This is a genomic window from Brevibacterium sp. LAARM3_SD1 (assembly GCF_057364765.1).
The window spans coordinates 97911-110356 of the sequence record NZ_JBNFOL010000008.1; the positions used below are offsets into that span (position 1 = coordinate 97911).

14 protein-coding genes are annotated in these 12446 nt (G+C 66.0%); 5 read left to right on the top strand and 9 right to left on the bottom strand.

Annotated features, from left to right (window positions below; genetic code table 11):
* Positions 1 to 19: 19 nt before the first annotated feature.
* Together AC2W7L_RS06825 and AC2W7L_RS06830 are read left to right on the top strand one after the other, a co-directional pair.
* On the top strand, positions 20 to 799 hold the full coding sequence (locus AC2W7L_RS06825; RefSeq protein ID WP_486003839.1) for an enoyl-CoA hydratase: 780 nt from the start codon (positions 20 to 22) through the stop codon (positions 797 to 799).
* Between the two features lie 45 nt (positions 800 to 844).
* Positions 845 to 1765: an NAD-dependent epimerase/dehydratase family protein gene (locus AC2W7L_RS06830; protein WP_486003840.1), complete on the top strand. Its 921-nt coding sequence runs from the start codon at positions 845 to 847 to the stop codon at positions 1763 to 1765.
* Between the two features lie 26 nt (positions 1766 to 1791).
* Here AC2W7L_RS06830 and AC2W7L_RS06835 read toward each other — a convergent pair whose 3' ends face one another.
* The 7 genes from AC2W7L_RS06835 to AC2W7L_RS06865 all read right to left on the bottom strand — a co-directional run bounded on the left by AC2W7L_RS06835 (position 1792) and on the right by AC2W7L_RS06865 (position 9185).
* Positions 1792 to 2631, bottom strand: a complete 840-nt coding sequence (locus AC2W7L_RS06835; RefSeq protein WP_486003841.1) for an SDR family oxidoreductase — start codon at positions 2629 to 2631, stop codon at positions 1792 to 1794.
* A gap of 54 nt (positions 2632 to 2685) precedes the next feature.
* Positions 2686 to 4467, bottom strand: coding sequence for an FAD-binding dehydrogenase (locus tag AC2W7L_RS06840; protein WP_486003842.1), 1782 nt, complete (start codon positions 4465 to 4467; stop codon positions 2686 to 2688).
* A 159-nt stretch (positions 4468 to 4626) separates the two neighbouring features.
* Entirely contained in the window at positions 4627 to 5565 is a 939-nt protein-coding gene (gene pheA / locus AC2W7L_RS06845; protein ID WP_062240732.1) for a prephenate dehydratase, read from the bottom strand.
* Complete coding sequence (locus AC2W7L_RS06850; RefSeq protein ID WP_486003843.1) at positions 5562 to 6338, bottom strand: glycosyltransferase family 2 protein; 777 nt, start codon at positions 6336 to 6338, stop codon at positions 5562 to 5564. Before AC2W7L_RS06850 ends, pheA begins: the two co-directional genes overlap by 4 nt.
* 78 nt (positions 6339 to 6416) lie before the next feature.
* Positions 6417 to 7295: a DUF5926 family protein gene (locus AC2W7L_RS06855; RefSeq protein ID WP_486003844.1), complete on the bottom strand. Its 879-nt coding sequence runs from the start codon at positions 7293 to 7295 to the stop codon at positions 6417 to 6419.
* Positions 7296 to 7365: 70 nt separating this feature from the next.
* Positions 7366 to 8280: a GTP pyrophosphokinase gene (locus tag AC2W7L_RS06860; RefSeq protein WP_482400896.1), complete on the bottom strand. Its 915-nt coding sequence runs from the start codon at positions 8278 to 8280 to the stop codon at positions 7366 to 7368.
* Positions 8281 to 8390: 110 nt separating this feature from the next.
* The gene (locus AC2W7L_RS06865) at positions 8391 to 9185 is read right to left on the bottom strand and encodes an exodeoxyribonuclease III (protein WP_486003845.1); all 795 of its coding nucleotides are present in this window, start codon (positions 9183 to 9185) and stop codon (positions 8391 to 8393) included.
* A gap of 176 nt (positions 9186 to 9361) precedes the next feature.
* Here AC2W7L_RS06865 and AC2W7L_RS06870 point away from each other — a divergent pair, with 176 nt between their 5' ends.
* Together AC2W7L_RS06870 and AC2W7L_RS06875 are read left to right on the top strand one after the other, a co-directional pair.
* The gene (locus tag AC2W7L_RS06870; RefSeq protein WP_486003846.1) at positions 9362 to 10186 is read left to right on the top strand and encodes a thioesterase family protein; all 825 of its coding nucleotides are present in this window, start codon (positions 9362 to 9364) and stop codon (positions 10184 to 10186) included.
* Positions 10183 to 11034: an SDR family NAD(P)-dependent oxidoreductase gene (locus AC2W7L_RS06875; protein WP_486003847.1), complete on the top strand. Its 852-nt coding sequence runs from the start codon at positions 10183 to 10185 to the stop codon at positions 11032 to 11034. Before AC2W7L_RS06870 ends, AC2W7L_RS06875 begins: the two co-directional genes overlap by 4 nt.
* A gap of 427 nt (positions 11035 to 11461) precedes the next feature.
* Here AC2W7L_RS06875 and AC2W7L_RS06880 read toward each other — a convergent pair whose 3' ends face one another.
* On the bottom strand, positions 11462 to 11611 hold the full coding sequence (locus tag AC2W7L_RS06880) for a hypothetical protein (protein WP_486003848.1): 150 nt from the start codon (positions 11609 to 11611) through the stop codon (positions 11462 to 11464).
* Between AC2W7L_RS06880 and AC2W7L_RS06885 the strand changes: the two genes are divergently transcribed.
* A complete protein-coding gene (locus AC2W7L_RS06885) occupies positions 11592 to 11852 on the top strand; it encodes a hypothetical protein (protein ID WP_486003849.1) in 261 nt (86 codons plus the stop codon). The two genes, AC2W7L_RS06880 and AC2W7L_RS06885, sit on opposite strands and share 20 nt — an antisense overlap.
* Before the next feature lie 204 nt (positions 11853 to 12056).
* On the opposite strand, the gene AC2W7L_RS06890 is transcribed toward AC2W7L_RS06885, so the two are convergent.
* Positions 12057 to 12329, bottom strand: coding sequence for a GlsB/YeaQ/YmgE family stress response membrane protein (locus tag AC2W7L_RS06890; RefSeq protein WP_486003850.1), 273 nt, complete (start codon positions 12327 to 12329; stop codon positions 12057 to 12059).
* Between the last annotated feature and the right edge of the window lie 117 nt (positions 12330 to 12446).

Consider the following 12446-nt stretch of genomic DNA (forward strand, 5'->3'; position numbering starts at 1 on the left):
CCTTTGGCAGAATGAGGCTATGTCGGAATCAATTGTATTCGCGCAGCTCGACGACGGAGTCGCGTCCGTGACGATCAACCGGTCGTCCACGCGCAACGCACTGTCGCTGACGGTCATGGAAGACCTCATCGACACCCTCACCGAGGTGGCCGACCGCACCGATGTGCGCGCGGTCATCCTCATCACCGCCGGTCCTGTCTTCAGCTCCGGTCATGACCTCACCGAGATCCGCGGGGCGGATCTGGAGACGCAGCAGACCACGTTCGACGCCTGTGCCCGACTGATGCAGCTCATCCAGACCATCCCGCAGCCGGTCATCGCGCAGGTGCAGGGTGTGGCCACGGCGGCCGGCTGCCAGCTGGTGGCGACCTGCGATCTGGCCGTTGCCGCCGAGTCCGCCAGATTCGCAACTCCGGGAGTGAAGATCGGTCTGTTCTGTTCGACTCCGATGGTGGCGCTCTCCCGTGCGGTGCCGGAGAAGCAGGCGATGCGGATGCTGCTGACCGGTGATTTCGTGACCGCCGAGGATGCGCTGAAGTTCGGTCTCGTCTCCGACGTCGTCGCCGACGCCGACCTCGAGTCCGCCACCTTGGAATTGGCTCTCAAAGTTGCGTCCGCCTCGTCGGCTACAGTTGCCGTAGGAAAGGCCGCGTTCTACGAACAGCGGGAACTGCCTGTGGCTGATGCCTATGCGCGGATGTCGCAGGTGATGGCGGACAACGCCGTCGCGGCCGATGCGCAGGAGGGGATCGACGCCTTCCTGACGAAAAGGGAGCCGCAGTGGCAGCACCGTCGCTGAGGCGGCGGTTGTGAAGATGAGAAAGGGAACGTCGTGGCGGTGATAGTGACCGGAGCCAGCGGCTTCATCGGTGGTGCCATTGCACGGGCACTCGCCGAAAGGGACGAAACGGTCTACGCGCTGTGCCGGCGAGATCCCGAGATCCCCGGGGTGAACTTCCAGCACTGGGACATCACCGAACCTGCCTCCGCGTCGGTGACCTCGTTGGCCAAGAATGTGACCGCGGTCTTCCACTGTGCCGGAATCGCCTCCGTCAGCGCCGATGACGACGCTCTCTATGACGTGAAGGTGACGGGCACGCGCAATGTCCTCGACGCCTTCCCGACGGCTCGCATCGTCCATGTGTCCTCGACGACGGTGTACTCCGAGTCCGAACCCCACGCAGAGCTGTGGGAGGAGGCCGGGCCGAAGGACCCCAACGACTTCGACGACGCGTACTCTCGCACCCATGCTCTCGCCGAGCAGCTCGTCATGAGGCTCCGTCCCGATGCTGCGATCCTGCGTCCTGCGGCTGTCTACGGTCCGGGGGAGACGATGCTCATGCCGTTCCTGTCGCGGATGTCGAAGAAGGGTGTGCTGCGGCTGCCCGGCGGCGGACGACAGAAGATCACCCTGACGCATGTCGGCAATGTGGTGCGGGCAGCGCTCGCCTGCCTCGACGTGCCTTCGGCGGCGGGTCCCTTCAATATCGGTGACCCGATTCCGTACCGGCTCAAAGAGGCTGTGGTCACTCATTTTGCTCGGATGGGCTATGACCAGGTCGTCATCGAGGGTGTCGCGAAGGACAAGGCGCTGGTGTCGGCGAAGCTGGGACTCAAGATCAAGGGCGTGTTCAAGCGCGGGGACCGAGCGAAGCTCTTCCTCGTCAGATACCTGCAGTCGGATCGGACGTACAACCTGTCCCGGCAGCAGCGGGTGCTCGGCATCTCGACCACCCAACACCTCATCCCGTCCCGCCTGCAGTAGGGCGGCTGGGAACGGACCGCCTGCGCTCACCGCTTCAGACCGTGCTGGGCGGCGACGATCTTCGACAGGAGTTCGCGCGGAAGTGCGCGCTTGAGCAGAAACGGCAGCGGTGCCCTGCTGCCGACGGCGTAGAACTCTCGCGGCCTCGGCGCGACCATCGCATCGACGATCGTGGCGGCGACCTTCTCAGCAGGAATGCCTCCGCGTTCGTTGGCATCGAGATGCTCGAGCATCGTCGTGACGTCGTCCGTATAGGGTGAGCCCTCCTCGAGGTACTTCGTCCGCCGCAGCCCGATTCCCGTGGCGATCGAACCCGGTTCGACGGTGCTCACCCACACACCGAAGGGTGAAAGCTCCTGCCGTGCCGCCGTGGCGAAAGTACGCAGAGCCGCCTTCGCCGCTGAATACGAACTGCGGTGGGCCAAGGGAAAGCTGCCGAGCATCGACCCGACCATGATGATGCGCCCCCGGCGGCGCGCACGCATACTGGGCAGAACGAGCTGGCTCAGCCGAACGGGTCCGAACACGTTGGTGCGGAAGAGTCGCTCTATGGCCTCGGCCGGCAGCTCTTCGAACGGACCCGACTGGCTCTCACCGGCGTTGTTGATGAGCACATCGATGTCGTCGAGCAGGCCGAGATCCTCGAGTTCCTCTGCCAGGGCGTCCGGACCATCCGGGTCGGCCAGATCGAGTCGCAGATACCGGACACCGGGGATCCGCTCGGCAGGTGCGAGGCGGTCGGGGTTGCGGCTGGTCGTCAGTACCGTGCAGCCCTTCGCCGCCAGCGCCTCGGCGAGGGCTCGGCCGATGCCCGAGGTGCCGCCCGTGACAAGGATGGTGAGGTCTGCCTGCGCGGTGGTGGTCATGTGTGTTCTCCGTCGTTGGGTGCGGATGAGGTTTGCGGGTGTCCAGGCGTCGCCTCAAGACTCACCTGCGCCGCCGGCCCGGCCCTGCTTGGCAGCAGCGCGGCCGGCGCGCATGCCGGAGAAGATGCACCCGCCGAGGAAGGTGCCCTCGAGCGCGTTGTAGCCGTGCATTCCGCCGCCGCCGAAACCGGTCACCTCGCCGGCCGCATACAGGCCGGGGATCGGTGTGTTGAAGTCTTCGGCGCCTGGACCACCTGCATTGTCGCCGCCACCGGGCCCGCCGAGTGCAGCCGGGCCGGATCCCGCCAGGACCTGCCCGTCGAGGTTCGTCTCCAGCCCTCCGAGCGTCTTGCGCGAGAGCAGGCTCAGCCGCACCGCGATGAGCGGTCCGTGCGCGGGGTCGAGGATCTTGTGCGGCTTGACCGCGCGCACGATCTTGTCGCCCAGATAGGACCGCGCATTGTGGATGGCTTGGACCTGCGCATCTTTGGAGAAGCCGTGCTCGGTCTGCCGGTCCCGCTGCCGGATCTGCTCCACGATGTGGTCATGATCGATGACCGGTCCCCGGGAGCGTTCGTTCATTCCCGCGACCAGTTCCTCGGTGGTTTCGGCCACGACGAAGTCGGAGCCGTACTTCTTGAAGGCCTCGATCGGTCCCGGGGCATCGGAGGAGCGCACCCGATCGAGCGTGATCCGAATGTCCTTCTCCGTGAGGTCCGGGTTCTGCTCCGAACCGGAGAGCGCGAATTCCTTGCGGATGATCGACTCGTTGAGCACGAACCACGAATAGTCGTGTCCGGTGTCCAGGATCGTGCGCATCGTCCGATTCGTATCGGAACCGGGGTAGTTCGGGGCCGGGAAGCGGTTGCCCTCGGCGTCGAACCACAGCGACGACGGTCCCGGAATGATGCGGATCCCGTGCCCCGGCCAGATCGGATTCCAGTTCTCGATGCCCTCCGTATATGCCCAGATGCGGTCCCGGTTGATGAGGCTGGCTCCGGCATCCTCGGCGATCTGCAGCATCCGCCCGTCCACGTGCGCGGGGACTCCGGCGAGCATCGTATCCGGGAACTCGCCGAGGCGGTCGGTCGGCCAGTATTTCCTCATCAGCTCGAAATTGTGTCCGATGCCGCCGGTGGTGACGATGACGGCGGGAGCGCGGAGGTCGAAGTCCGCGACTTCCTCCCGGTTCGACTCGACTCCGCGGGCCGTGTGGCTGAGGGCCAGTGTGCGTCCGCGGACCCCGACGACGGCACCACCCTCGGTGATAAGTTCGTCGACGCGGTGCCGGAAGGCGAACTTGACGAGTCCGGCGGCCTCCGCGGATTCGACGGGTTCGCGGAAGACCCGGACCACCTCGGGGCCGGTGCCCCAGGTCAGGTGGAAGCGGGGGACGGAATTGCCGTGCTCGCCGGCCCCGGAGCCGCCGCGTTCGGCCCAGCCGACGATCGGCGTCAGCTTCAGTCCGAGGTCACGCAGGTACTCGCGCTTCTCGCCGGCCGCGAACTCGAGGTAGGCCTCCGCCCACTTCCTGGGCCAATGGTCCTCGTCTCGGTCGAAGCCCGCCGAGGTGGCCCAGTCATCCTTGGCGAGCTCGAGCGAATCGTGGATGCGCAGCCGCCGCTGTTCCGGGGAGTCGATGAGGAAGAGTCCGCCGAGCGACCAGAAAGCCTGTCCGCCGAGGTTCGTGCGGTTCTCCTGGTCGAGGATGAGCACCCGCTTGCCGGCTTGGGTGAGTTCGTGGGCGGCGACGAGCCCGGCGAGTCCGGCTCCGACGATGATCGCGTCGGGGGAGGGGCGGCCCCTGTTTGCGGGTGTGCTGCCGAAAGAACTCATCGTCGACTCCTCTGTCGCATTCGTCGGCGGTTGAACCGACGTTAAGTGTGCGCAGATTGCCCGAAACAGACCAGTTTCCGGCAATCTGCGCACACTTACCTACCAGTAGGTTTCAGTATTGCAGATTCGGCGGCGAGCTGGGAGCGAACTGGGACGAATTCAGCCTTCCAGAGTCCTCTCCAGCCAGTCGGCGGCCGCGGCGAAGGACTCGTCCGTCGTCGTCGGGTCGATCGGCACCACGGCTCCGTCGGAACTCGGGTAGCTGCCGAGGAAGTGCAGTGTGAGAGCCGCCCGGTGAACGCCCTGCAGAGCCTCGGCCATCCGTGCCTCATAGATGTGTCCGAGCAGGTCGATGGAGAACTGGTAGAGGCCCAGCCCGTCACCGGTCGGACGGGATTCGATGCGGGACATATTGATCCCGCGGCTGGAGAACTGTTCGAGCAGTTCGAGCAGCGAACCCGCACGGTCCGAACGCAGCGCCGCGACGATGGTCGTCTTATCGGCCCCGGTCGGAGCGGGCAGAGGACCCGGTCGTGTGACCACGACGAATCGGGTGACGGCATCCTTGCGGTCGCCGATGTCCTCGGCGACGACTTCGAGTCCATACCGCTGCGCGGCCAGAGCCGGGCAGACCGCGGCCATATGGTCGCCGGCGTCATTGGCCAGATCCCTGGCGGCCGCGGCAGTCGAGGACGTCGGCAGGTAGACGGCTTCGGGGAAGTGCTCGTTCATGAACGCGCGCACCTGTGCCTCGCCGTGCGGGTGGGAGCCGAAGGAGGAGATCTCCTCCTTGGTGGTGCCGGGCTTGACGGCGAGGACGAAGCGGACGGGCACGACCACCTCGGCGATGATCTGCAGGCGTCCGTTCTCCGTCAGCGCATCGATCGTGGCCGGCACTCCGCCTTCGAGGGAGTTCTCGATCGGCACGACCGCGGCATCGCAGTCGCCCTCGAGCACCGAATCGAGTGCCGAGGGCGCATTGCGCATCGGGTGCGTCGAGGCGTCGGCACGCAGGTTCCGGGAGTCGAGGAAGCTGAGCAGGGCCGCCTCGGTGAAGGTGGCCTCGGGGCCGAGATACGCGAAACGGTTGAGGCTCACTTGCCGGTCTCCTTGTGGTTATCGCCATTCCGCTTCGCGCGGAGGCGGCGCACGAGGATGGCGCGGGCGACATCGCGGTACTGGGCGGCGCGGTGCAGCTGCGCTTTCAGATTGCGACCGGTGACGCGGTGGTGGAGGTCGCACTCGACCTCTTCGACGCGCAGTCCGGCGTTGACGACGTCGATGGTCATGGCCGCCTCGACGCCCCATCCGGCGGCGAACGGCAGGGCCGCGTCGAAGGCCTCCCGCGACAGGCAGCGCATTCCCGACAGGGGTTGGGTGGCGTCGAACTCGGAGAGCTCGGCGATCCCTTTCTTCGCCAATCCGACGACGAAGCCGAAGCCGCCGCCCTTGCGCTTCTGGGCGGGCAGGATCGCGATCGTCATATCGGCTTCCCCTGCGAGCACCGGGGCGGCCAGGGGAGCGGTATTGATCGCGGAGTCCTCGAGGTCGCCGTCGATGAACAGCAGCGCACGGTGGTGCGGATCGGCACCCGGATCGGCGTCGGAGATCTCCCGATTGCGCAGAGCGAACGCCCCGGTCATCATTGCCGCGGCCTTGCCCTTGTTCTTCGGGTGGGTGATCACCTCGGCGCCGGCCCGGCGGGCCAGAACCCCCGTGTCGTCAGACGATCCGTCGTCGACGACGAGGACGATGTCGACCCCGGGGATCTGCTTGGCCGCAGTGACGGTGGCAGCGATCCGCGCGGATTCGTCCATCGCGGGGATGATGGCAGCGACCGCCTCGGGGGCAGGGTGCGGCTGTGCGCTCATATCGGTTCTCCTGTCCGTCACCGGCACCGAGGCGGGGCGCCGTTCCCGGGTCCCGCCTCGGTGATGGGGCGACGGATATCAGTGGATGGTCAGCTGGCGGGACACGATGCCCGAGCGGACGCGGCGGGCCTCGGTGCTCATCGACTCGGTCGTGTTCAGAGCTTCGTCGAGGCGCTTGCCGAAGGCGGCGATGGGCTCTTCGACGTCGTCGACCTGAGTGCCGAACTCGAGTTCCCAGACGGGGACGATGATGCCGTGGGCGCGGAAGTAGCCGAGGAAGGTGCCGATTCCGCCGAGGTCGTTGGCGTTCTCGGCCTGCAGGCGGGCCATCGCGTCGACGACGCGGTCCTCACCCTCGGGGCGAGCCCAGCGGACGTAGGTGCGGCCGGACATCTCGGTCCAGTAGGCGGAGTCGACGGAGGCGAGCTTCTCCGTCGGGGCCACGGAGTCGTTGGCCTGCTGGAGGGCGGCGGCGACGTCGGGGTCGCTCTCCGCCTCGGGCAGGGCCCAGTAGTCGAAGTTCTCGAGCACGCGGACGTCGAACGGATGAGAGGTGTCGAGGATGTCCTGCAGGCGCGGGCCCTCGCCGGGTTCGGTCGTGGCTTCGATGGAGGTGCCGGGTTCGGCATCGACGGCGGCCAGCAGTCCGCGGGCGACATCGCGGGAGGCGTCGGTCGAGGACACGGGCACCTGCATTCCGGCCAGGATCTCACCGTCGTCGCGGTGCCACGCCTGCCATGCCGCGGGCAGCAGGGAGGTGATGGTCACCTCGTGGCCGCCGTATTCCTCGGTCAGCCTCGCGGTCGCGGTGGCCGCGGGCACGAGCTCACGCAGGCAGATGAGGTCGGCTTCGAACGGCAGGTCCGCGAACGGACGTGCGACGAATGCCGTGGCCTGCGCCCTGGCGAGGCGTTTGGCGATGAGTTCTTCCTTGGAGCGCTTCGACTTCTTTCCCATGGGACGCAAGTCTAGTCGGTGTGGCGCCTGGAAGGCTGCCCAGTCCGCAGTCGGTCGAGCGACGTCGGGGTCAGCTCTCCCAGCCGACGGGGATGAAGTAGCGCGTGTTGTTCGACTCGTCCATGCGCACCTGCAGCTTGTCGCCCGGATGGGGGAAGGCCGAGCGCTCCGGATTGTCGGGAGTCAGCCCGAGCGTCTCCAAGCGGATGATGCCGTGACGACCCACCTCATCGGCGGCGAGGACGTAGGAGTGGTTGAGTTCGCGGATCGTGACCTCGATGGCCGGATCGGTCGGTTCGTCTGCCTCGGCGAAGGCTCTGGGCGGAGCGGAATTGCCCATGCCCAGATACGCGCCGACGTCATCGGCGATGAAGGCGGCCACGGAATCGGCCTGTGCCATGAGCCCGGCGAGGATCACCGACAGCCGTTCCTGCTGGGCATCGGATTTCAGCGCCTGGCCGGGTTTGAACAGGTGCTCCTCGGCGAGCACGCACCATGCGTCCTGCATGATCGTGCGCAGCTGGAGTTCGACGAGGACGGAGGGCTCGGAGTCGAAGGGAACCTCGACGATGAGGTGGCGGCCGCGGTATCCCGACGGTTTCGGGGTGGCGGAATAGTCGCGCACCTCGGCGATTGAGAGGTTCGTATCGTCGCTCACCGCGGTGAGCAGATCCCACAGGGCCGACTGCTCGCGTTCGGTGCGGCAGATGACACGGGCACCGACGACATCGATGACCTGATTCTCGACCTCGACGGATTCGTGGATCTCGTCATTGGCATCGGCGAGTTTGCGGCGCAGCTTCTCGCCTGTGCGCATCCGATCCTTGATCCGACCGTCGACGACGCGCACTCGATCCCCGGAGAGCAGAGCGGAAGGAGCGCGGACGGACTCGACCCAGTCGTTGACCGTCTCGAGGGCGGCCCTCCAGGTGGACTCACGCCGGTCGTAGGCTTCGTCGACCAATTCGCGGACAGTTGCTGACATCCTCGTCACCTTCCTAGCTCCTGATTCAACTTCACCAGAAGAGAGGAGAGATGTCTATGGCTTCGACGCTGAAGTTGCCGCGAGGTGTCGAAAGGTGAGACGAGGGTGCCTCAGACGTCGTAGTCGACGATGACGGGAGCGTGGTCGGACGCTCCCTTGCCCTTGCGCTCCTCGCGGTCGATCTCGCCTGCGGTCGCGGTCTTCGCCAGTGCCTGTGAGGCGAGCTGGAAGTCGATGCGCATGCCCTGCTTCTTCGGGAACCGCAGCTTCTGGTAGTCCCAGAAGGTAAAGACGCCGGGGCCGGGCGTGAACTGTCGAGTGACTTCGGACAGTCCCGCGCCAAGCAGTTCTTCGAAGGCGGCGCGTTCGGCATCGGAGACGTGGGTGGCGCCGTCGAACTCGGCCATATCCCAGACGTCCTCATCGAGCGGGGCGACGTTGAAGTCACCGCAGAGGACGAGCTTCTTCTCCGGTTCGGCACTGAGCTGGGCGGCGATATCGGCCGTCAGCGCCTTGTACCAGTCAAGCTTGTACGCGTAATGCGGGTGGTCGAGTTCGCGGCCATTGGGCACATAGAGCGAGTAGACGCGCACATCGTTGCAGGTCACCGACAGCGCCCGGGCTTCGACGACGGGATCTTCCGAGCCGAAGGCAGGGATGTCCGTGAACCCGATCTCGGTGTCGGCCAGTCCGACGCGCGAGGCGATGGCCACCCCGTTCCACTGGTTGAGGCCGTGGTAGCTGACCTCGTATCCGCGCTCGGTGAACAGCTCCTCGGGAAACTGGGCATCCTTGCACTTGAGTTCCTGGATGGCCAGGACATCGACATCCGAACGATCCAGCCAGGCCCCGATGCGGTCGTGGCGGGCACGGATCGAGTTCACATTCCACGTAGCGATTCTCACCCTCCCACCCTAAGCCGTCCGCGCCGGAGGTGAAAGCGGGGTGCGTGCGGCTGCCGGTGGGCCGCCTCGGCGTGCTTATGCCGGAGCAACACAGCCGCTTGTGCCGGAGCCGTGTGGAAGGGGGCGTGCCCAGCCCCTGCGTCGAGCGGACCCTCTCGGCTCGATAAGCTGGGACCATGCCTGAAGCTCCCAACGAACACCTCGGCCACGACGGGGCCGCCTACCCGGACTCCTACTATGTGCGCCTCTCAGAGGACCGCCTCGTCTCGACCCTGCACAGTCAGGGAGCGTGGCAGCCCGGCGAGCAGCACCTCGCGCCTGCCTCGGGGATCGTGCTCGCCGAGATCGAGCGGCGGCTGCCCAGCGACAAGCTCATCTCCCGAGTGACCTTCGACGTGCTCGGCGTCATTCACTCCGGCGAGTTCACGATCGACGTCAACGTCATCCGTCCGGGACGGACCATCGAACTCGTCGAAGCACAGATGCGCCATGGTGAGCGCACCAGCGTGACCGCGCGGGTGTGGCGTCTGCAGGCCTCCGACACCGAGGAGGTCGCCGGCGACGAATGGCAGGCGATGCCACCGGTGTCCGAAGTGCCCGAGGCTCCTTTCACCGGTCGTTGGGGCGGCGGCTACATCGCGTCGCTCGAGGGCCGGCGGGGCGCGGACGCTCACCCCGGATACGCACAGTCCTGGGTGCGCAGCCCCTATCCTCTCGTCGATGGTGAGATCGACCCGCCGACCGCGGCCTTCGTCAAGTTCGTTGATACGGCCAACGGTCTTGCCGTCCGCGAGAATCCGAAGACGACGTTCTTCCCGAACGTCGACCTCTCCATCCACCTCACGCGCGTTCCCGAGCCCGGCTGGGTCGGCTTCGACACCAGGGTCGCCTTCGGGCCGACCGGGCTGGGGCAGACGACGAGCGTGCTCAGCGACGCCGGCGGACCCATCGGCACTGCGGTGCAGTCACTGACCGTGCGCAGAGGACAAGGCGCGGTATGAATCGCGAGGTCCCGCCCATGCAGCGCAGCGAGACGTCCCGAACCCGGGACGGATCCTCGCCGAGGCGGGACCCGAGTCCCCGGCCGCGTGCCCTTATCACCGGGGCGAGTTCCGGGCTGGGACGCGGCTATGCCCGCACCCTGGCCGCCGAAGGCTACGACCTCGTCCTGGTCGCCAGGAACGAAGCCCGACTGAGTGAGCTGGCCGACCAGCTGCAGACCACGCAGAACATCCGCGCCGAGGTGGCCGTGGCGGATCTGTCCGACCGTGACGGGATCGACTCGGTCGTCGAGATCATCGCGACGCAGCCGATCGATGTGCTCATCAACAACGCGGGCTTCGGTCTGCGCGGGACGCTGCTGGACACCGATATCGCCGAGCTCGACGAACAGGATCGGGTGCTCACCGGGGCGGTGAGGGAGCTGTCGCTGGCTGCGGGCAGGCGCATGCAGTCCCGCGGTCGCGGAGGAATCGTCAACGTCTCCTCGCTGGCGGCGGTGACGACGATGGGACAGTACGCCGCTTCGAAGGCGTCGACTCTGATCTTCACTGAGGCGCTCGCCGGCGAACTCAGGGACAGCCCGGTGACGGTCACGGCCGTTCTGCCCGGATTCATCCGGACGGAATTCCACAGCCGCCTCGGCGTGGAGCGTCCCGGACCTGGTCTGATCTGGCTCAGCGTCGATCAGGTGGTGCGGGAATCGCTGCGTGATGCACGGGCGGGAAAGGTCGTCTCGGTTCCGGGGTGGGGATATCGGTTGGCCGCGCTCGTGGCTCCCGTGGTGCCGCGTCCGCTCATGCGCTGGGGATCGACTGGATTCTCCTTCGCCCGCACTCACAGGATGTGACCTATATGCAATTCTGGGCGAGCCCGACAGTATTGAGTTGAGGATTGAACTACCTGAAGATGAGCCTGTGACCAGGGGTTTTATTCTGATCGCTTCTATGCTATAGGGCTTGACAGGATTCAAGACGGGACGTGAGATTCTTTACAAGCGCTACGAAAGTGTGGTCAAATTAATGATGTCCGCCCGGTGGGGATCGGGTGGACATAACGGACGTATGGGGATGCGTCCGGGTACTCGAGGGGAGTGCTGCGAGGACCCCGGGATGTCGCGATTACGCGCCCCGGGGTTCTTGTCATTCACAGCCGTTTTCAGCGATCACTGAGGCGCGGACCGCATCAGCGGGTCAGAAACGCATACGCACTGATCTGATTCAGCGCGTATGCACTTCCGACCCGCTGATGCACTGTGCAACAGGCGATGCTCCGGGTCACTGGATGCTGACGCTGCGCTGGCGGCGCGAGTGAGTGCGGGCGATGCCGATCTCCAATGCCACCGCGCTCAGCGGGGCACCGAGAGCCACCGAGGCATTGCCGGCGGCACGTTCGGCGACATCGGCGATGACAGCTCTGCGCGACATGATCGCCAATGCGGCCGCACGAGTCATGCAGCGGACCGGTTCCGAACCGATGCGAGTCGAGGCCTGGCGGACGGGTGAGGATCTCCATGTCCGTGTCGATGCGCACCTCGACGACAGCCGACCAGTGACCGAGATCGTCGATGAGCTCTTCGCCGTCATCGCCGTCGACTTGCGAGCCGCGGTCGACGGGCCCGTCGGGGAGATCGACATCGACGTCCGGGTCGTCAGCCGCAGCCGCTGAAACCCGTCCGCCCCGCGGGGTCAGTCGCGGCTCACTGCTGCCCGCAGTGGAGCATAGAACGCGAATAGCCCAGAAAAAGGCGTGTAGCCCATGTTCAAACATGGGCTACACGCCTTTTTCTGGGCCGTTGCCGGCGGCGCCGTCTGCGGGTGTCGTCCGCAGCGAGGCACTGCCGGGAAGCGGCTCTCTAGAGTGCGGCGCCGCTCAGTCGGCCTTGCTCTTCGAGCGTCCGGTGATGAGACCCCAGATGATGAGCACGATCAGCGAGCCGCCGATCGCACACAGCCACGACGACAGCGAGAAGAACTTGTCCATCTGGACACCGAAGATCATGCCGCCGAGCCATCCGCCGAGCATGGCTCCGATGACGCCGAGGATGAGCGTGGCGATGAAGCCGCCGCCCTGTTTGCCGGGCAGGATCGCCTTGGCGATGGCTCCGGCAATGAGTCCGAGGATGAGATATGCGATGAAACCCATGTTGCTCACGTCCCTTCTGCGACTGTTGACCGGCTGGGTTGCACGGTGCTGTCTGCCACTGTACCTCCGAAATGCCGGGTGAGTGACAAGTCTCGTTGATCCTTTATGACATCTGTA